The sequence below is a fragment of the Corynebacterium sp. HMSC064E10 genome (assembly GCF_001812505.1).
Taxonomy (GTDB): Bacteria; Actinomycetota; Actinomycetes; order Mycobacteriales; family Mycobacteriaceae; genus Corynebacterium; species Corynebacterium amycolatum.
Genome location: NZ_KV809173.1, coordinates 611888 through 631009, shown reverse-complemented (window position 1 = coordinate 631009; position 19122 = coordinate 611888). Strand labels below are relative to the sequence as shown.

The following is a 19122-nucleotide window of genomic DNA, read 5'->3' as shown; positions in this document are numbered from 1 at the left end:
GTTCCTTATGTTATCTAGGCCATCTGCTGGGCGCGGTAGGGTAGGCAAAAGTTAGTGCTTAGGGCGTGTCGGCACAGGCCCCATATGCCGCTAATGAATACATCAAAATCTTTTGAGCAATATCGCTCGAGTTAAAGAAAAAATGGGAGCAAGTGAGATGACGCAATCGGCGAGTGCAGCACGCGCTAACTTCTCATGGCGCAATATTGACATCATCATTGCAGCTGTTATCGGCGTGGCCGTTGGCCTGATTTTTGTTATCTGGAACATCATCGGCGGTGCGGGCTATGAAGCAGTCAACGCGCTTACTCCTGGCCTTGGCGGTTTGGTCGCGGGTATGTGGTTCCTCGGTGGGCCACTCGGCGCGTACATCATTCGCAAGCCAGGTGCCGCTATCTTCGTTGAGGTAATCGCAGCGACAGTTTCAGCACTAATCGGTAACCAGTGGGGTATCCCTACCGTGTACTCAGGTTTGGCGCAGGGGCTCGGCGCGGAGCTGGTGTTCCTCATTCTGGCGTATAAGAGCTACAACCTGGCCACCGTGGTTATCTCCGGTCTCATGGCAGGTGTCGGCGCGTGGACCTATGAGTTTTTCACCGGCAACCTGGCCAAGACTTTCGAATTCAACATCATCTACCTGATCTCCACGGCGCTGTCTGGTGCCGTCCTCGCCGGTCTGCTGGCTTACTTCCTGGCTAAGGCACTGGCGGCAACTGGAGCGCTGGATCGGTTTGCCATCGGGCGAGAGCGGCACGGCGACGTCTAGGAAAAATCGATGACAGATGAGGAGTTGACGCGGGGGCCGTCGTCAAGCGGAAATGTCCCTGCGGTGAGCGCGCGGGGGTTCGGATATCGGCACGCGGGGCGCAAAGCTGCGGTACTGAATGACATCACGCTGGACGTCGAGCGTGGTGAAAAGGTGCTGTTGCTCGGCGCGTCGGGGGTGGGGAAGTCGACGCTGCTTGCCGCTATTGCTGGCGTGCTTGGCGACGACTCCGATGGCGAAGCCACCGGAGAGCTCCTGATTGAAGGTTGTACTCCCGCTTCCGCACGGGGCTCGGTGGGCTTAGTGCTGCAAGACCCTGACTCGCAGACGATTAGTGCCCGCGTTGGCGACGATGTTGCCTTTGGTGCGGAAAACCTTGGCGTTGCCCCGGCTGAGATCGGCAACCGAGTACGCGCCAGCCTGGATGTGGTGGGACTGGATTTGCCGCTGGACCATCCCACGCACCGGCTTTCCGGGGGACAGAAACAGCGCCTCGCATTGGCGGGTGTGCTGGCGATGGGCGCACGGGTCATTTGCTTGGACGAGCCGACGGCCAACATCGATCCGGCCGGTGTGCCGGTACTGCGCGATGCGGCGATTACCGCGGCGGAGAGAACCGGTGCGGCGCTGATCGTGGTCGAGCATCGAGTGGATGCGTGGGTCGATGTGGTCGACCGCATCATCGTGCTGGGCCGCGAAGGTGTGATTGCCGATGGTGCGCCTCATCGAGTCTTGGAAGACCACGGGCAGGCTCTGACGGATGCTGGGGTGTGGATTCCGAATGCGCCGCCCGCGCTGCCGGACGCGCGTTCCGTTGCCTGCGACCAGGATGGGCACCCTAGCGGTGACATCGCGATTGAAACCCGCGAGTTGGCCATCGGCTATGGCGCGAAGAAGTCCTGGTTCAGCGGTGGCGAAACTGTTGAACCGATTGCTCGCGGTGTATCAATTTCAATCCCATCTCAAGCTTCCACCTGCATTGTTGGTCACAATGGCAGCGGCAAGTCCACGTTAGCGCTGACGCTCGGCGGTCTGCTTGAGCCGATGGCGGGCACGGTCCAAGTGGCAGGCAGCGGTAGCGCGCCGTGGAAATGGCCATCGAAGAGGTTGGCTACTCGGATTGGCACGGTATTCCAGGACCCCGAGCATCAATTCGTCACCGGCACAGTGCTGGAAGAGTTGCAGCTTGGCCCCAAGCTTGTCGGTGTCAACACTGATCAGCGCATCGAGGAATTACTTGAGCGGCTGCGACTAACCGCCCTGACCAAGGCGAATCCATTCTCGCTTTCCGGCGGTGAGAAGCGACGTCTGTCGGTGGCGACCATGCTGGCGACAGCGCCGGATATTGTGCTTCTCGACGAACCGACCTTCGGCCAAGACCGCCGGACATTCACCGAGCTGCTCACTTTGCTTCGCCAACTTGCAGACGACGGTCGAACTGTTATTTCGATTACCCACGATCCGTTGGTGGTCCAAGCAATGGGGGACTACGTCGTCGACATGGATGCGTTTCATCCGGAGCGGTCAGGCCGTGTGGCGCCGGGACAGCGTGGTTCGGGGGAGCAGGCCGGTCCTAGCAGCAATAGCGGTTCGCGCGGCCAGGGCGAAGTAGGAGGGAAATCGTGACTGAAGTCGGTTCCGCCGGTACGGCTGAAGGTACGCAGAGCGCCGAGCAGAGCAAGCAGCCTTTCCTCGCGACGGTCAACCCGGTGGCGAGAGTTCTGGGCCTATTCTTGCTCACCACACCGCTGCTGATTTCCATCGACTGGGTCTCCGCAGTGGTGGCAATTGTCTGCACGCTTTTCTTGGTGCCACTGTCGGGTTTGGGTTTTCGTCGTTTTCTAGGACGCAGCCTGCCGCTTCTCATCGCCGCGCCCATCTCGGGCATCTCGATGGCGCTCTACGGCAACCCGGAGGGCAAAGAGTATTTCTCCTTTCTGCTTGCGCATGTGACGGATAATTCCATTTCCCTGGCCATCGCGATCATGTTGCGTGTGCTGGCTATCGGTACTCCAGTTATCGTGCTGACAGCTAATATCGATCCCACCGATCTGGGCAATGGGCTGGCGCAGGTTCTCAAGCTGCCCAGCCGGTTTGTGCTGGCAACGGTGGCGAGTCTGCGGCTCGTCGGTCTGTTCATCAGTGATTGGCAGGCGCTGACCCGAGCCCGTCGCGCACGCGGTTTGGGTGACCACGGCGCAATCCGCCGCACTATTTCCCAGGTGTTCGCTCTGCTGGTGTTTGCGCTGCGCCGCGGCACCAAGCTGGCTACCGCCATGGAAGCCCGCGGTTTTGGCGCGCCGATTAAGCGTACGTGGTGGCACACCTCGACATTGGCCGCGCGTGACTATGTCACCATGGCTGCCTGCCTCGCCATCGCCGTCGCAGCAATCGGTATTTCCGTGTGGGCCGGGGAGTTCCGCTTCCTGGGCGTGGCGTAGTAAAGGCGTTTCGATCACGATGATTCTGCTTATCGACGGCCGTTCCGGCAGTGGCAAAACCACCTTTTCGGCAAAGTTGCACAGTATCCTCGGCTGGCCAGTTATCCACTTGGAGGATGTCTATCCGGGCTGGTCCGGCCTGCACAAAGCATCGGCCGCAGTCGCGGAGACCATTTTGAACCCCGCGCTACCGGCCGATGAGCGTGGTTATCGCCGTTGGGACTGGTACGCCGGCGAATTCGCTGAGTGGGTGCCGACGCCACCGGACTGCTCTCTCATCGTCGAAGGCTGCGGCGCTGTCACTGAAGCTAATCTTGCCGCTGCCCGTGCCATCGGCGACGGCAACGCGTGGGGAGTCTGGGTAGAGCTGGACACGCAGACTCGCTTTGCCCGCGCCATGGCTCGCGACGACCACTTCGAGGAACACTGGGACATGTGGGCCGAGCAGGAATCTCAGCACATGGCCAAGCACAATCCGCAACAGCTCGTCGACTGGACTATCAACGTCCCAGAACAGTTAACGTGGAAGCTCTGATGAGAAAAACGCTCGCGTGCCTCGGTGCAGGCTTCGGTTCCATGCTCCTCGTCGGCGGACTACGTGTCGCCGCTAGTTCGGAGCTACGCCCACCACGCCTGCCCAATCGCAGACCTCCACGGTGGGTTCTTCCCGCAGTCGGTGCCGCGTGGACGCTGGCCAGCTACCGCGCCTATTACGCCCGCGCATCGCATCGCTTGACGACGCCCCTGCTCGCCGGCCTCGCAGTACCAGGAGCCGCAGCGATAGTTTTCGAGGCCGTTCGCCTTCGATGTGCTGCCAAAAAGCCAACTGTACCGCCACACACCGTGATTGTGCTGGGATGCGCATTGAAGAACAATCGGCCCTCGGCCCTGCTGGCCAAAAGATTGCAGCGGGCAGTAGCAGCGTGTGATGAGCGCACCGAGCGAATCATCTGCTCCGGTGGGCGCGGCAGTGAAGCGGTGACAGATGCCATCAGTTCCGAAGCGGATGCCATGGCGGAGTGGTTGGAGGCGAACGCTGGGGACGTCGTAAAGCGTGGCGACATCGAGTTGATTGCCGAGGACCAATCGACGAATACGTCGGAAAACATTGACTATGCGTGCGAGTTGATGCGCGGCATGGACGGTGCGTTGAGCGCTGGAACAGTTGTTGTGACCAGTGATTTTCATGCGCCACGGGTAGCGAAGCTCGTGCGCGAACGGGGGCTGGAATCCTGGTGTGTCGTCGGAGCCTATACGCCGTTAAGGTACTGGGCGACATCGCTGCTGCGAGAATTCCTAGCGCAGTTTATTCTGTGGGCGCCGCGCGGCAACGCGAGAATTTTACGAATTTCGCGGGTGCAACAAAGTGTTAGCCATTAGTATCAAACGAAGATAATTACGTCGTGCGGTGATAGTGCTACGTAGAAATGCGTAGAGCGCGATATCGAACACGACATCGGAATCATTAAATCGGGAGGAACACCCACATGGCTTTGACCCCAGGATTCGACCTGTTCCAGCTGCCAGAGGAGCACCAGGAGCTCCGCGCCGTTATCCGTGATCTGGCGGAGAAGCAGATTGCTCCGTACGCAGCGGACGTCGATGAGAATGAGCGTTTCCCGGAGGAGGCCCTGAAGGCTCTCAACGAGGCTGGCTTCAACGCCGTCCACGTGCCGGAGCAGTTCGGTGGTCAGGGTGCGGACTCGGTTGCGGCCTGCATCGTCATTGAGGAAGTTGCTCGCGTCTGTGGCTCGTCCTCCCTTATCCCGGCTGTGAACAAGCTGGGCACCATGGGCCTGATCCTCAAGGGCTCCGACGAGCTGAAGAGCAAGGTCCTGCCGGACATCGCCAACGGTGAAATGGCTTCCTACGCGCTGACTGAGCGCGAGGCTGGTTCGGATGCCGGGTCCATGAAGACCCGCGCTGTCCGTGAGGGCGATGAGTGGGTCCTCAACGGCTCCAAGTGCTTCATCACCAACGGTGGCCGCTCCACTTGGTACACCGTCATGGCTGTCACCGACCCGGAGAAGGGTGCCAACGGCATCTCCGCATTCATGGTTCACAAGGACGACGAGGGCTTCCGCGTCGGTGGCCTGGAGCACAAGCTGGGCATCAAGGGCTCCCCGACCGCGGAGCTGTACTTCGAAAACTGCCGTATCCCGGCTGACCGCATCATCGGTGAAGAGGGCACTGGTTTCAAGACCGCCCTGGAGACCCTGGACCACACCCGCCCGACCATTGGTGCACAGGCACTGGGTATTGCGCAGGGTGCTTACGACTACGCCGTTGGTTACGTGCAGGAGCGTCAGCAGTTCGGCAAGCCGATTGCTGCTTTCCAGAACACCCAGTTCATGCTGGCTGACATGCGTATGAAGATTGACGCTGCTCGTCTCATGGTCTACACCGCAGCCGCTAACGCTGAGCGTGGCACTGCTGAGGGCGGCGCTCGCCTGGGCATGATGGCCGCAAACGCCAAGGCTTTCGCCTCCGACGTTGCTATGCAGGTCACCACTGACGCTGTGCAGCTGCTCGGTGGTTACGGCTTCACCCGTGACTTCCCGGTTGAGCGCATGATGCGTGACGCCAAGATCACCCAGATCTACGAGGGCACCAACCAGATTTGCCGCATGGTCGCAGGTCGCCAGATTCTCGCAGACGCTCAGAAGCGCTAGTCACCAGTGCAAACGCTAAGCCCTCGCTATCAAGGCGGGGGCTTTTTTCACGCCACCACATCACCCAGAATTTGTCTATTAACCCCAATGCGAGTTACTGACTGCGTTTATGTTTGGCGACCGCGAGCCAATGCGAGTTACTGACTGCGTCTATGACAAAAATGGCCCGAAAAACGGCTTCAAAATGTCATAAACTCGCACAGTTTCACATTTGCAGCCCGTAAGTTTTTGGGATAAGTAGCAAGAAGCATGTCCGGTCGGCGTGTGGCCGGGGTTAGGTTTGTCTCTTAACCCCAGGTTTTCGGCCGTCCCGCACGAGTCCGGCACCACACCATCCACCAGCTCGCCAGCAGCCGCACGCATCAGCCTCGCTAATCACACCCTCATTTCGCCAACCAAGCACAGGTAGCTACAACGATTGCCAGAGTGGGTTGGAGGTCAGGGGCGAAAGCTGGGTTGTGGTTGCCAACAGCGCTGCTCTCATCCGCGAAGCCGCCGAGTCACTAAGAGCTGCCTACGTCGTCACAAAGAACTTCTGGTTTCGCTCGCCACGGTAGGACTGGACGGTTGCAGTTGCGGCGATGATAGAGGCAACAATCAGCAGGCCAGCTGTAATCAAACCGAGCACCGATGAGTCTCCGGAGCGCAACTGGGAAATCGTTCCGACCAGAGTCATTGATGCATTAATGACAAAAACTGCCGCTGTCACGGACAGCACCGTGCGCGCTGCAGTCGATCCTTCAAGGAGTTTGCCAGCAAGCCACCAGCACGCAATCGCCGTTGCCGTCTGCGCGATAATCGCAAACGCGAAGCTCACAGCCAAGCTGGTCTGAGCAGCAGAAATCTCGATGTTGTTGGCCTTCGCCGCTTCCGTAACAGTCGCATCCCATTTCAATAGGGAACTGACCACGGTGAGGAGTAGCGCCGGGACGTAAGAATATACCGCCAGCCGCCACCACCTAAAGGACTGCGCCGCATGGTAAGGAACGTCTTTAGCCGAATTGACTGCCATAACTCCACACTCTAAACCACGCTGTCTCGGCGCGAAACGTCACTGCTAGGTTGCACTTATCGCTTGCCGACGAGCAGATAATCGGCAACCGTCGAAAAAGCTAACTTTTATACAGCGCTGGTGCGGTACGGGTCGGTGAAGTCGACACCTTGGGTTTCCCACACGCGACGCAGTTCGTCAACGCCCTTAGCGCGAGCAAGGGCAAATTCGTTGGTTGTGGCCGGGACTGGCTGGAAGATCGTGACTTCGGTTTCCTCTACCACGACCGGCGGGATTTCTGCCTTGAGCAGCACAAAACCGGTGAAGCGCGATTGATCCCACAGTGGCTGGCCGAAGTCGATAAGTGCACCCTCGGTGAGGATGAGGCCTTCGATGCTTGGGGAAGCGGCAAGAATACCCAGCGGGCGGATGACTTCGTCCAGACCACCACGAATAGGCAAGATGAGCTCGGCACGCGGACCAGAGTTGGTGTCCACCACCATTGCGGACGGATCTTGCATTGTCTCGGCACTGCAACCGAGTGTTGCGTAGGTGACAATCCGGCCTGTGTCAGGTCCGAAGCGCAGCATCTTCAGCGGAGCAGAGCCGAGGAAGGTCAGCTGGGCTTCGCCGGGGTTGGACTCTTCAAAGTAGGAGGTAAATGCTGCTCGGACGGCTTTGATAATCGCATTGCCATCAGGGCCGGCGGGAGGGATGGGGCCGGTTAAGTTGTCGAACACGAACGGTACTCCTTTGTTGAGGTGGTAGTTCTAGGCTGCAGGCGAAAGCTCAACAGCGTCAGCCCACGTCGCTTCGAGGTTCAAAGTCTGCATCCACGCATCAATGTTGTCACCGTGTGCAGCGATTGCGGCGCGTGCAGTCAGCGTGGTCTCGATAGCGAGTTCGGTGAGTTCATCGCTAATCAGTCCCTGAGTGTGGGCCGCGACGAGCTCGTCGACATCTTCAACTCGAATCTGTGTGGCCGCATCGACAGGTAGGGGAGCTATGGCCGCAGGGGCGGTCGGTGCCTGCAGGATGTCGAGATACAAATCGGTCATACGCCAGCACTGCGGATCAGTCCGGTCGATGCTGACAATATCGACGTAGCGTTGGTGTTCCACCTTCACGCCCGGGCGGAAGTGATAAATGCTGATGCGCAACCCCTCGTCGGCAAGCAGGAATGACTCAAGATATCCAAACTTTGGATGATCCATCCCACGGCGCATATAGAGGCGGCTGGGCGTGAGAGTTCGAAACTCGTCGACTTTGCGCTGAAAGCCCTTGGGGTCGGTGTTCACCATTTCACGTAGGTCAAAGGTCTCGACTTTTGGAGGATGTGTGTCCTGACTCGAGTGAATCGGGGAGAGTGCAGGAGCTGCCGCGGTCGAAGCCGAAGTGGCCGGTGAAGTGGACATGCGAATACCTTAACGTGTGGGTGCTGCCTTTTTGGGCATAGAAAAGCCCTTTCTGCATACGTGATGCAAAAAGGGCTAGGGGAGAACTAGAAAAACTTAGTTCAGGCCGACCGGGAAGACACCGGCGGTCGGGGTGTAGCTGCAGTTGGTCGGACCAGGCTCTTCCTGAGTGGTGATACCGCCCTGCATGACAGCGATGACCAAGCCCTTGCCCGTGTCAGCGGTGCCGTTGACAGCGCCCGGGCCCTCCTCGGCGTTAATACCGTTGTTCTGCAGGGTGGTCTTGCCGTACTTGCCGTTGGCAACGTTGACCCAGTAGACGTTCATCTCGGTGTTCTGTTCCTTAGCCAGCTGCTTGGTGCCCAGGCCAGTGAAGACGAAGCCAAGCTGGTTCTCCGGAACGCCAGGCAGCGGCAGGTCAGCCGGACCCGGAACGGAGGTGGCCATACCGATGGAGCGGCTTTCGCCACCGATGCACTTGTCAGCCACGGTCGGCAGCAGGAACTGGTTGGTCTTCGGGGCGCCTTCCGGAACCTTGAAGCCCGGCTCGCCGTCGCCCTCACCAGTCAGGAAGTCAATTCCCTTGTTCAGCGCGCTTGAAATTTCCTCAGGAACGCCTGGGGAGTTAATGATGTCGCGCGCGTTGCCGTAAAGATCCGGCGAAGCGATGTTCAGGGAGTCCAGCGAGGGGGAAGCAGAAGCGGCGGGAGTCATGCCCGCAGTGAGAATTGCAGCTGCACCCAAGGTCGCTGCGGCACGGCGAAGGAAGGAGCGTCCAGTCGAAACCACGGTGAAGTACCTCTCATTCGTGGGCTATTGGAGTCGGAATCAAAATTTCGGAATCGTTGCTCATCTTAGAACGACTCCAACGTGAATTGGAAAGATTTGAAAAAGAAATGTTCAGAATCTTCTCAGGAGATTAACGCACGGGTTCCCGCGTGTCGCAAGTCAATCAGAGTGGATAAAGGTGTAGAAAGAGATGATTGTGACAATTGAGGCACACTGCATGCTTATGAGGTTAATGGCGTTTCGCAGCGTGTAAGCGGGTGGAGTCAAGTCTCATCCCGTGGGGTTACAACTATGGCATTTGGTCACATCTATCACATGGTGGGCTGAGAGATTGCCGTCGTGAAGCGTTGTGGTGTGGGTGGATATGCCGTTATGGCTGTCGGTAAAGCGGGGGTGCAGCAAGGGGGTAATTTATGCCTAGGGGCGGCGCGGCAATGCCACTTTGCATGACGGATAGGTGCTCGGGGTTGCGAGAAGCTCTGCCAGATGTGCAGGGCCATTAAGAAGGAGTACACTGTAGAACGCTTTATTACGCGTTGATGCGGGGCGTTAAAGACAGTCGCAAAGACAGTCCTTTAGGGCAAGGCCGTATCTTTTTCTTTTAGTCCTCTTAGCTTGTTAGGAGCTATCCGCCTGTGAGCGATACCGAGTTCCGTAATGTCGCCATTGTCGCGCACGTCGACCATGGCAAGACCACTCTCGTGAACGCCATGCTGGAGCAGTCCGGCGTTTTCAGCGACCACGAAGAAGTTGCAGACCGAGTGATGGACTCTGGTGACCTTGAAAAGGAAAAGGGCATCACCATCTTGGCGAAGAACACCGCTATTCGCCGAAAAGGTGAGGGCAAGAACGGCGAAGATCTCATCATCAACGTCATTGACACCCCTGGCCACGCCGACTTCGGTGGTGAGGTGGAGCGAGCGCTGTCCATGGTTGACGGCGTCGTGCTGCTGATTGACTCTTCCGAAGGTCCGTTGCCACAGACTCGCTTCGTGCTGGGCAAGGCCCTGGCTGCGTCCATGCCAGTCATCATTGTGGTCAACAAGACCGACCGTCCAGATGCGCGTATCGACGAGGTTGTTGAGGAAGCCCAGGATCTGCTGCTAGAGCTAGCCTCTACCCTGGAAGACCCGGAAGCTGCTGAGGTCGCAGAGCGCAACCTTGAGCTGCCGGTTCTCTATGCTTCCGGTCGTGCCGGTAAGGCTTCGACGGAGAACCCGGGTAACGGCAACTTGCCGGAGTCTGAGAACCTGCAGCCGCTGTTCGACGTCATCACCGAGGTGCTCCCGGAGCCGTCCGCTGAGATTGATGCCCCGCTGCAGGCGCAGGTTACTAACCTGGACTCCAGCTCCTTCCTTGGTCGAATTGGCCTGATTCGTATTCACAAGGGCCGTATCCGCAAGGGACAGCAGATTTCGTGGATTCACTATGACTCTGATGGCAATGAGCACATCAAGAACGCGAAGGTCGCGGAGCTGTTGCGTACCGTCGGTGTGACCCGTGTTCCTGCTGAAGAGGCCATTGCAGGTGACATCGCTGCTATCTCCGGTATCGATGAGGTCATGATCGGTGACTCTCTCTGTGATGCTGAGCACCCGGATCCGCTGCCACGCATTCTGGTCGATGAGCCGGCAATCTCCATGACGATCGGTGTGAACACCTCGCCACTGGCAGGCCAGGGTGGTGGCGATAAGCTGACCGCTCGTATGGTCAAGGCCCGCCTGGACCAGGAGCTGATCGGTAACGTCTCGCTGCGCGTGCTGCCGACCGAACGCCCGGATGCCTGGGAGGTGCAGGGCCGTGGTGAAATGGCGCTGTCCGTCCTGGTTGAAACCATGCGCCGTGAAGGCTTTGAGCTGACCGTCGGTAAGCCGCAGGTTGTGACCAAGACCGTCGATGGCAAGGTTGAAGAGCCGTACGAGCACTTGACCATCGATGTTCCAGAAGAGCACCTGGGTGCGGTCACCCAGCTGATGGCGGCTCGTAAGGGACGCATGGAACAGATGGGTAACCAGGGCACCGGTTGGGTGCGCATGGAGTTCCTCATTCCGTCCCGCGGTCTGATTGGCTTCCGCACCACTTTCATGACGGAGACCAAGGGCACCGGTATCGCCAACCACTACTCGGCAGGTTATGGCGAGTGGGCAGGCGAGATTAAGGACCGCCCGACTGGTTCGCTGGTGGCTGACCGTACCGGCCAGATCACCGCTTACGCGCTGATCCAGCTTTCTGACCGCGGTACTTTCTTCGTCGAGCCGGGTGACCAGGCCTATGAGGGCATGGTCGTTGGCCAGAATCCGCGTGATGAGGACATGGACATCAACATCACCAAGGAAAAGAAGCTGACGAATATGCGCGCAGCCTCGGCTGATGCGACCGTGACCCTGGAGAAGGCTCACAAGCTCTCCCTCGATGAGGCTATGGAGTTCTGTGGCGCTGACGAGTGTGTTGAGGTCACCCCGGAGGGCATTCGCGTACGCAAGCAGATCCTCAGCGCCACCGATCGCGCTCGCGCCCGTTCTCGCGCGAAGGCAATGAATAAGAAGTAATTCGGGTTACTAGGGGACTGGGCGACCTGGAAAACCAGTCTCGGGGTAACTGACTCGGCCAGGTGTCGAGTAATCTCGTGAATATGTTTATTCGCAGCCGTCGTCACGCAGCTTCTCGTCGATTTTTCGTAGCATCGACACTCTGCGTGACGGCGGCTTTGGCGTCCTCGTGCATGGCTCGCCCGTCCGACGCTCCGACTGTGCCCGGGCAGCAGGAAGTGCCGGTACAGCAGGAAGACACCGCTGACCAGGCTAAAAAGATGCGTGAAGTCACGGTCGGTGTCGACGAGTTTGTCGAAGGCTTCAATCCGCATTTGCTTGCCGACGTCTCCCCAGTGACCAGCCTGGTAGCGCGACTGACACTGCCCAGTGTTTTCACCCCCGCGCCAGTTGAGGGCGAGGCTGGTGACGCTACTGCCTCCGCGCAAGCTCCCGGAGTGGTGGATAACGCTGCCAATGCCCGTTTGGCAGGTGCTCCCCAGTGGCTGCTCAACTCCGATTTATTGGATTCCGTGCAGGTCATCAGGAACGATGACAGCAAAGACGGCGACACCAGTAATGGAGCTGGAGGCTGGAAAGCAGCCGATGTTGACATCACGGATCCGACGGTAGCGGCAGAGCATGTCCGCTACCGCATTCGAAAGGGGGCGCAGTGGAGCGATGGCACGCCGATTAGCGGCGAGGACTTCCGCTATCTGCATACCCAAGTCACGTCCACTCCAGGATCGTTGGATACAGCGACCTATGAGCTGATTAAATCCATTGATGTCTCTGACGGGGGCCATCAGATTGACGTGACGTTCACTCAGCCGATTACGCATTGGCAGCGCCTGTTTGCGCATCTCTTGCCAGCGCATCTGATGCGGTCGAACACTGATGGTTTTTCCGAAGGGCTGGCCAGTCGTTTCCCGGCTTCCGGTGGGCAGTACACCGTCGAGTCGATGGATGTCGGCCGCAACATTATTCGGCTGGTTCGAAATGACCGATACTGGGGTGAGCAGCCAGCGGCCTCGGAGATTATTACGCTGCGTGCCATGCGTAGTGCCATCGATGGTGCGGAGCAACTGCGTTCGAAGCAGATCCAGGCTGTGCAGGTCCGTCCTACGGAGACATCTGAGCTGACGTATGGTCTGGTCCCCGGTGTTGCTGAGTTTTTCCATGAGCCAAACCGGGAACTGGTTTTCAGTACCAATCTCGCGTCGAACAGGCTTGCCGACGAGTCCGTCCGCCGGGCCATTCTGAGCAGCATCAACGTTGCAGAGGTCTCAGAGGTGGCCACCGGCCGCCGAATTGCGGGTGGTTCTGGTGACGGTGGTGACCAGGAGCGATCCGAGACACCACAGGCTGGTTTTACTGAGGACAATCCGCTACGAATTGGCATCATTAGCGACGGTATAGCGGCACGCGCTGCGGCTTTTGCGGTCGCTGACCAGTTGACTGCAGCTGGTATCCCCGCCACCGTTGTTTCGTATTCTCCAGCGGACATGCTGCGGTCTTCGTTGCCCTACGGAACTGTCGATGCCGTGGTGGCATGGGCAGAGCAGCCCAATTCTGTCCAGGCGGCCCGGGAACGCTATACGTGTACGGAAGGCTCGGTCAGCTCGCTGCCGCCGAAGGACCTGGACGAAGCGGGCGCAGAGTCGGCTGCTGAGTCTGAGTCCGAGTCTGATTCTGAGCGTGTCGACAGTTCGACAAAGCCTGCGCCAAGTAGAGATCGGGAAAAGAGTGCTGAAGAGCAGGGCTCGTCGGACGGGACAACACCATCTGAGCAGTCCAAATCTTCTACCTCAGCGGAGCCGGCTGACCTAAATGGAGTACCAGTTGCTCCGAAATCGGCTGCTCGGAGCGAGAATCTCTCCGGTCTTTGTGACCCACAGATTGATGAACTGCTCGCTCCCGACAGTTCTGCGTTGCCCGCTGAACTCGCCGATATCATTGCTGGCCACAGTATCGAGCTGACCTTGGTGAAAGACGGCTTGCTGACGGTGGTCAGCCCGGAAATTACAATTACCGGGAGGAGGGACTCTTCGCAGTGGACCGATGACCCAGTGTTGGGCCGCCTCGGTGTTCTGGGCGAGGTTCGCCGTGTCTCGACACAGAGTGGGGCTCGAGAATCGTCTGAGAATTCTCAGCCGGGAGATGATCCGCGCGAAGATACAGAGCAGGACGGTTCGGGGCAGAACCAAGATGGCCGCGATAACGTCGACCAGGAGAACAAGGGGAAGTAAGAAAGTCCGTGAAGTTACTTTTTGTTCACGCACATCCAGATGACGAGTCCATTTGGACAGGTGGTTTGATTGCGGCTGCCGCGCGGTCCGGAGCGTCGGTAAGCGTAGTGACCTGCACGATGGGCGAGCTGGGAGAGGTCATCGGCGCGCCGTACCAGGGGCTAGTTGCTGATGAAGCCGACCAGTTGGGCGGTTTCCGCGTCGCCGAGTTGCGCTCGGCGCTGCGTGCGCTTGGGGCCAATGCTCCAGAAAATGCGCCGCGGTTCCTCGGTGGTGCCGGGCGTTGGCGTGACTCCGGTATGGCCGGTGACAAGGGCAATGAGCATCCCCGTGCGTTCGTGAACTCAGGTGATGAGGCGGTCGCCCAGCTTCGCACCATCCTCGATGAGCTGCAGCCAGACCTGGTCATTACCTACGATGCTGATGGTGGCTATGGGCATCCGGACCACATTCGTGCGCACGATATCACTGTCGCGGCGTGCGGAAATCGCTTTCCGACGCTGTGGGCGGTCACCGATCGTGAGGCAATGGCGGCGGGGCTGGATGCCATTACCGTGGTACCGGAGAGCTGGCAGTCGTGCGATATCGACGACTTCGCCACCGTGACTGGCCATTTCGAGGTTCAGCTGGATGACGCCGCTGTGGCTGCCAAGGTTGAGGCCATGCGCGCGCATGCGACGCAGGTGTGGTTCGCCGATGGTTCCGTCAGCGAGGTCAATCCGGATGCTGTCTATGGGCAGACCGATGGCTCTGGTCGTGCGCGAGCCGTCTGGGCGTTTTCCAATTTGCTGTGTCAACCGGTGACGCCGACTGAGGCATACCGTTTTGGTACGGCGACCGCTGCGTCCATGGAAGCGCTAGGGGAGCTGGTGAATATCCGATTACTGTCGGAGCCGGTAGCGAGCGTCGAGTCGGTACCGGGCGTGGATCTGGCGGCGGAGGGGAGTGCGGACGATGAGTGACTTTCAACCTCACGAAAGCGAAGACTTGATTAACGCTGCTGGCGGAAAGTTGAAAAACGAGCGCTTGAGTATTGAAAAGCGCACGTTTGGAGATGAGCGCTATTGGGGCGATCCGGAACGTTCGCAGCCACGCGAGAACTTCCATCAGGGGGAAGCCACGGTAGCGCTGGTCTGGCTGTCGCTGGCTGCGCTGGCAACGCTGGTGATTGAGGTAGTTTTCCTCGGAGCGTGGATTACCATCGGCTCGGTTGCTATTCCGTTGCCGTGGACTATTCCGTTGGCCTATATTGCCAATCTGGTTATCACCAATACAGCGTTGCTGTGGACTCGTGATCGTTCTAAAGCTGCGATTCCGACTGTCATCTGGGTGCTGGGCTTTGCAGGCATTTTGCTGTGGGCAGTGCTGCCCTTCGGTGGTGATTTGGCAATAGGGCAGTGGTTGCGAACAGTTCTGCTGCTTGTTTGCGGTGTGCTGGGCGGTGCCTGGCCACTGCGCCATCTGCGGGCACTCTAACGGAAAATGCAGCGGAACCTGCAGTCGATGCTGCAGGAGACGGTGGGGAACTGATGCAGGGCAGGCCTGCATGAATGCGCATCTTTCTGGAGCTAGTTGATAACAACACCCACGTTGGGTGTAGACTCCAATCTGAATATACCGCTCTGTCTATTTTGCTCTGTTTCTCGTTGGAACGGCATAATCGACAGATAGCGAAAGCCTCATCCCATATCTTGTGAGAAAGGTTCTTAAACCTAAAACCATGACTTACATCATTGCCCAGCCATGTGTTGACGTCCTCGACCGTGCCTGTGTCGAGGAGTGCCCGGTTGACTGCATTTACGAGGGCAAGCGCATGCTCTACATTCATCCTGATGAGTGCGTGGACTGTGGCGCTTGTGAACCGGTCTGCCCAGTCGAGGCCATCTTCTATGAGGACGATGTTCCGGATGAGTGGGTTGAATTCATCGATGCCAATGTCGACTGGTTCGATGAGCTGGGTTCCCCAGGCGGTGCCGCCAAGCTCGGCCCCCAGGACTTCGATGTGCCATTCGTGGCAGCTCTGCCGCCACAGGCAGAAGACTAAAGCCACAGAGGACTAAACCTATTTCTTTCCCGGGAAGGATTTCATCACCGCCCATGTCAGCTGCCCGCAAGCGCGTAACTCCCGGTTCTCTTTTGCCTCAGTTTCCGTGGGATTCTCTCACGCGGGCGAAAGCCACTGTGGCTGCGCATGAAGAGGGCATGGTGAATCTCTCGGTCGGCACACCGGTCGATGAAGTCGCGTCGATAATCCGGCAGGGCCTTTCCGAAGGCGCTGCCGCACCGGGTTATCCTCAGACCGTCGGCACGCCTGAGTTACGCGCGGCGATTGTTGCAGCGATGGCGCGGCGTTACGGCGTGACGGGACTGGAGTCAGCGGTCAACGGCGGCAATGTGCTTCCGGTCATCGGTACCAAGGAAGCGATTGGCTGGCTTCCTTTCCTCCTCGGTGTGGGCGTGGGGCATACCGTCGTCATCCCCGAGCTGGCATATCCCACCTACGAGGTTGGCGTTCGCATCGCAGGCGCTGAGCTGCTGCGTGCGGACTCGCTGACGCAAATCGGCCCCGCCTCGCCGACACTGATGTTCATCAATTCCCCGGGCAACCCCAACGGCAAGGTCCTCGGTGTTGAACACCTGCGCAAGGTGGTTGAGTGGGCTCGTGCTCGGGACGTCATCGTCGCCTCTGACGAGTGCTATCTGGGGCTCGGTTGGACTGAACAGCCAGTCAGTATTCTCGACCCGCGAGTGTGCGACGGTGATTTCACCAACCTGCTGGCTATCCACTCACTGTCCAAGACGTCGAACATGGCGTCGTACCGCACCGGCTGGTTCGCCGGCGATGCGGACCTTATTGCCGAGCTGGTTTCCGTGCGCCGTCACATGGGACTGATGATGCCGGGACCCATCCAGCACGCCACGATCGCCGCGCTTAACGACGACTCCCACGAGGCCGAACAAAAGCAGCGTTACAGTGACCGCCGTGAGATTCTGCGGGATGCACTGGTAGCCGCAGGTTTTCGTGTCGATGACTCCGAGGGCGGGCTCTATCTGTGGGTTACTCGCGGGGAAGACTGCTGGCAGACGGTTGATTGGCTGGCCGAACGCGGCATCCTGGTCGCGCCGGGTAGCTTCTACGGCCCCAAGGGTGCACAGCACGTGCGGGTGGGGCTCACAGCGACGCTCGACGATATCGAAGTGGCCGCGGCGCGCATTCGCGGCTAGCTCGGCCAGATGTGCTGGCCCGAGTAGGCCGAATGCTGCAAACGGTGCCGACATCGGCATAGACCAAATCATAAAAAGGGGAGTGTGCCGTGGGACGTGCCGCAGGCAATCGCGATGCCTGGTGGGGACTTGAGAAGAACCGTCAGGCAGCGCAAGTCGATGCCGCCGCTCACGAGCGCGAGGAGTACATCCCCTTTGAGCCGGCAATTGTGGCCGACACTGATGAGTTTTTGGTCGTAGACAAGCCACCTTTTCTGCCAGCGACCCCCAATGGCCGCATCGTGGCCAATACCGTGCAGGAGCGCCTGCGACGTAGTCTCGGGGAATCGGAGATTGTGGCCGTTCACCGCCTGGACCTGCTGACCAGCGGGCTCCTGTTGCTCTCTCGGAATCCGGCTACCCGTGCGCGCTACCAGCAGCTTTTCCAAAACCAGGAAATCACCAAAGAATACGAATGCCTCACCGTGATGCCCGATGATTGGCATGCGGGAGAAAGCAGGGAAGTCACACTCCTGCTCGACCCCAACCCGGCAGAGCACGGAGTAAAAGTTGTGGAGACCAATGATCCCGCACGCGCCGCTGCGAAGAATCCCAAGCTCAAGCTCGCACACACAACAGTGACCTTCCTAGGTCCGGTAGCGGCGGATATCGGCGATGTGCTGGCGAGCAGCCGTGGCGGTGGTGCGACCAGCGCCAGCATTCCGCTGCATGCAGTCGGCTGTGGTTGCGGGCATTGCGGCAGCCGCATGCAGGTAGGGCACTGGCGGCTACAGCCCCATACGGGCCGCACACATCAGCTGCGGGCGACGATGGACTGGCTAGGCTATCCCATTCTCGGTGAGGACACGTATGGCCGAGAGGTTAGGACGCAGGAGCCGTCGGCAAGCGCGGGCAGCGCGCCAAGGTACACGCCGCAGTTGCGCCTGACGGCGACCGCATTGGCGTTCATCGACCCCGTCACTGGTGAGCGATGTGCCTACCGGAGCGCGCGGAATATTTCGGCCCCGGCAGACGTGCCGACCACCGTTAGTTAGCGTGCAGCTCGGCGCTGAGCTTCACCTTTTCGGCAGCCCACGGCACAACCTCGACTGCACCAGAGAGTGAATTGCGGCGGAAGAGCATATTCGATCCGCCCGAAAGCTCGCGGGCCTTGAGCGTCTTCTTCACGCCGTCCAGGGCAACGTGACACTTGGTGCCGGCGGTGATGTAGAGCCCGGCTTCCAGTACGCAGTCATCGCCGAGCGAGATGCCGAGTCCAGCGTTCGCACCGAGTAGGCATCGCTTGCCGACGGACACAACTTCCTTACCTCCGCCGGATAGTGTGCCCATGATGGACGCTCCACCGCCGATATCGGAGCCGTCGTCGACGATGACGCCCTGGGAGATACGGCCTTCCACCATGGAGTGTCCAAGCGTGCCTGCGTTGAAGTTGACGAAGCCCTCGTGCATAACTGTGGTGCCCTCAGCGAGGTGGGCTCCAAGGCGCACGCGGTCAGCGTCACCGATGCGGACTCCGGTGGGAGTGACGTAGTCGACCATGCGGGGGAATTTATCGATGGAGTAGACGGTGACAGGCCCGCGGCGTGACAGCTTGGCTCGGGTTACCTCGAAGCCTTCGACAGCACAGGGGCCAAAATTGGTCCACGCCACATTGTTGAGCTTGCCGAAGATACCGTCCAGGTTGATGCTGTTGGGCACAACCAGGCGGTGGGAGAGCAGATGGAGGCGCAGGTAGGCATCGATGGTGTCGACTGGTGCGTCATCGAGTGAAGCGATGGTAGCTGTGACCAGACGGCGTGTGGTACCGCGGTCCGCATCGGCTACGGCCAGGTCTGCGAGGTAGGTGAAATCTTCGGGGAGCGCGTCGGTGTCAATGGTTCCGGTCGTGGTGGAGGTTGCCGTGCCCTCTTCGATGAGCTTGGGGGCGGGGAACCAGACGTCGAGAACAGTATCGTTGTTAAAAGTGGCAATGCCGGTAGCTTGTGCTCCAAATTTCATGGAAAACAGGCTACCGGCATATCCCTATCTATGAAAAGTGTTCCGCAA

At 59.1% G+C, this 19122-nt stretch carries 18 protein-coding genes; 13 read left to right on the top strand and 5 right to left on the bottom strand.

Annotated elements, in window-relative coordinates; translation table 11 throughout:
- Positions 1-157: 157 nt before the first annotated feature.
- From HMPREF2860_RS04545 to HMPREF2860_RS04520, 6 genes are all read left to right on the top strand, one after another.
- On the top strand, positions 158-766 hold the full coding sequence (locus HMPREF2860_RS04545; RefSeq protein WP_049180869.1) for an ECF transporter S component: 609 nt from the start codon (positions 158-160) through the stop codon (positions 764-766).
- Between the two features lie 9 nt (positions 767-775).
- Positions 776-2392 (top strand): ABC transporter ATP-binding protein, encoded by a 1617-nt coding sequence (locus HMPREF2860_RS04540; RefSeq protein WP_070560618.1) that lies wholly within the window; start codon positions 776-778, stop codon positions 2390-2392.
- On the top strand, positions 2389-3207 hold the full coding sequence (locus tag HMPREF2860_RS04535; RefSeq protein ID WP_070560619.1) for an energy-coupling factor transporter transmembrane component T family protein: 819 nt from the start codon (positions 2389-2391) through the stop codon (positions 3205-3207). The genes HMPREF2860_RS04540 and HMPREF2860_RS04535 overlap by 4 nt, the downstream gene beginning before the upstream one ends.
- 19 nt (positions 3208-3226) lie before the next feature.
- Positions 3227-3742: a nucleoside/nucleotide kinase family protein gene (locus HMPREF2860_RS04530; RefSeq protein WP_070560620.1), complete on the top strand. Its 516-nt coding sequence runs from the start codon at positions 3227-3229 to the stop codon at positions 3740-3742.
- The gene (locus HMPREF2860_RS04525; RefSeq protein ID WP_038628300.1) at positions 3742-4587 is read left to right on the top strand and encodes a YdcF family protein; all 846 of its coding nucleotides are present in this window, start codon (positions 3742-3744) and stop codon (positions 4585-4587) included. Before HMPREF2860_RS04530 ends, HMPREF2860_RS04525 begins: the two co-directional genes overlap by 1 nt.
- A 107-nt stretch (positions 4588-4694) precedes the next feature.
- Positions 4695-5879 (top strand): acyl-CoA dehydrogenase family protein, encoded by a 1185-nt coding sequence (locus tag HMPREF2860_RS04520; RefSeq protein ID WP_038628303.1) that lies wholly within the window; start codon positions 4695-4697, stop codon positions 5877-5879.
- A gap of 514 nt (positions 5880-6393) precedes the next feature.
- Here the strand turns inward: HMPREF2860_RS04520 and HMPREF2860_RS04515 are convergent.
- The 4 genes from HMPREF2860_RS04515 to HMPREF2860_RS04500 form a co-directional block, all read right to left on the bottom strand.
- A complete protein-coding gene (locus HMPREF2860_RS04515; RefSeq protein WP_070628624.1) occupies positions 6394-6891 on the bottom strand; it encodes a hypothetical protein in 498 nt (165 codons plus the stop codon).
- 107 nt (positions 6892-6998) lie between these two features.
- Positions 6999-7610 carry a suppressor of fused domain protein gene (locus HMPREF2860_RS04510; RefSeq protein WP_070560622.1) on the bottom strand — a complete coding sequence of 204 codons (612 nt, stop codon included), beginning with the start codon at positions 7608-7610 and terminating at the stop codon, positions 6999-7001.
- A 30-nt stretch (positions 7611-7640) separates the two neighbouring features.
- Positions 7641-8285: a DUF402 domain-containing protein gene (locus HMPREF2860_RS04505; protein ID WP_070560623.1), complete on the bottom strand. Its 645-nt coding sequence runs from the start codon at positions 8283-8285 to the stop codon at positions 7641-7643.
- Between the two features lie 96 nt (positions 8286-8381).
- Positions 8382-9074, bottom strand: coding sequence for an Rv1157c family protein (locus HMPREF2860_RS04500; RefSeq protein WP_038628314.1), 693 nt, complete (start codon positions 9072-9074; stop codon positions 8382-8384).
- 635 nt (positions 9075-9709) lie between these two features.
- Here HMPREF2860_RS04500 and typA point away from each other — a divergent pair.
- From typA to HMPREF2860_RS04465, 7 genes are all read left to right on the top strand, one after another.
- A complete protein-coding gene (gene typA, locus HMPREF2860_RS04495) occupies positions 9710-11623 on the top strand; it encodes a translational GTPase TypA (RefSeq protein WP_038628316.1) in 1914 nt (637 codons plus the stop codon).
- A gap of 83 nt (positions 11624-11706) precedes the next feature.
- Positions 11707-13851, top strand: coding sequence for an ABC transporter family substrate-binding protein (locus HMPREF2860_RS04490; RefSeq protein WP_038628319.1), 2145 nt, complete (start codon positions 11707-11709; stop codon positions 13849-13851).
- A gap of 8 nt (positions 13852-13859) precedes the next feature.
- Positions 13860-14813, top strand: coding sequence for an N-acetyl-1-D-myo-inositol-2-amino-2-deoxy-alpha-D-glucopyranoside deacetylase (mshB, locus tag HMPREF2860_RS04485; RefSeq protein ID WP_038628321.1), 954 nt, complete (start codon positions 13860-13862; stop codon positions 14811-14813).
- On the top strand, positions 14806-15327 hold the full coding sequence (locus HMPREF2860_RS04480; RefSeq protein ID WP_038628324.1) for a hypothetical protein: 522 nt from the start codon (positions 14806-14808) through the stop codon (positions 15325-15327). Before mshB ends, HMPREF2860_RS04480 begins: the two co-directional genes overlap by 8 nt.
- 244 nt (positions 15328-15571) lie before the next feature.
- Positions 15572-15895 (top strand): ferredoxin, encoded by a 324-nt coding sequence (gene fdxA / locus HMPREF2860_RS04475; protein WP_005509435.1) that lies wholly within the window; start codon positions 15572-15574, stop codon positions 15893-15895.
- 53 nt (positions 15896-15948) lie between these two features.
- Positions 15949-17076 (top strand): succinyldiaminopimelate transaminase, encoded by a 1128-nt coding sequence (dapC, locus tag HMPREF2860_RS04470; protein ID WP_038628328.1) that lies wholly within the window; start codon positions 15949-15951, stop codon positions 17074-17076.
- 89 nt (positions 17077-17165) lie between these two features.
- Positions 17166-18110 (top strand): pseudouridine synthase, encoded by a 945-nt coding sequence (locus tag HMPREF2860_RS04465; RefSeq protein ID WP_038628331.1) that lies wholly within the window; start codon positions 17166-17168, stop codon positions 18108-18110.
- On the opposite strand, the gene dapD is transcribed toward HMPREF2860_RS04465, so the two are convergent.
- Positions 18103-19074, bottom strand: a complete 972-nt coding sequence (dapD, locus tag HMPREF2860_RS04460) for a 2,3,4,5-tetrahydropyridine-2,6-dicarboxylate N-succinyltransferase (protein ID WP_038628333.1) — start codon at positions 19072-19074, stop codon at positions 18103-18105. The genes HMPREF2860_RS04465 and dapD overlap by 8 nt on opposite strands.
- Between the last annotated feature and the right edge of the window lie 48 nt (positions 19075-19122).

Coding starts and splice junctions, on each gene's coding strand:
- HMPREF2860_RS04480 (WP_038628324.1), top strand. CDS start 14,806: ATGAGTGACTTTCAACCTCACGAAAGCGAAGACTTGATTAACGCTGCT.
- HMPREF2860_RS04540 (WP_070560618.1), top strand. CDS start 776: ATGACAGATGAGGAGTTGACGCGGGGGCCGTCGTCAAGCGGAAATGTC.
- HMPREF2860_RS04490 (WP_038628319.1), top strand. CDS start 11,707: ATGTTTATTCGCAGCCGTCGTCACGCAGCTTCTCGTCGATTTTTCGTA.
- HMPREF2860_RS04505 (WP_070560623.1), bottom strand. CDS start 8,285: ATGTCCACTTCACCGGCCACTTCGGCTTCGACCGCGGCAGCTCCTGCA.
- HMPREF2860_RS04515 (WP_070628624.1), bottom strand. CDS start 6,891: ATGGCAGTCAATTCGGCTAAAGACGTTCCTTACCATGCGGCGCAGTCC.
- HMPREF2860_RS04520 (WP_038628303.1), top strand. CDS start 4,695: ATGGCTTTGACCCCAGGATTCGACCTGTTCCAGCTGCCAGAGGAGCAC.
- fdxA (WP_005509435.1), top strand. CDS start 15,572: ATGACTTACATCATTGCCCAGCCATGTGTTGACGTCCTCGACCGTGCC.
- dapD (WP_038628333.1), bottom strand. CDS start 19,074: ATGAAATTTGGAGCACAAGCTACCGGCATTGCCACTTTTAACAACGAT.
- HMPREF2860_RS04525 (WP_038628300.1), top strand. CDS start 3,742: ATGAGAAAAACGCTCGCGTGCCTCGGTGCAGGCTTCGGTTCCATGCTC.
- HMPREF2860_RS04545 (WP_049180869.1), top strand. CDS start 158: ATGACGCAATCGGCGAGTGCAGCACGCGCTAACTTCTCATGGCGCAAT.
- dapC (WP_038628328.1), top strand. CDS start 15,949: ATGTCAGCTGCCCGCAAGCGCGTAACTCCCGGTTCTCTTTTGCCTCAG.
- HMPREF2860_RS04530 (WP_070560620.1), top strand. CDS start 3,227: ATGATTCTGCTTATCGACGGCCGTTCCGGCAGTGGCAAAACCACCTTT.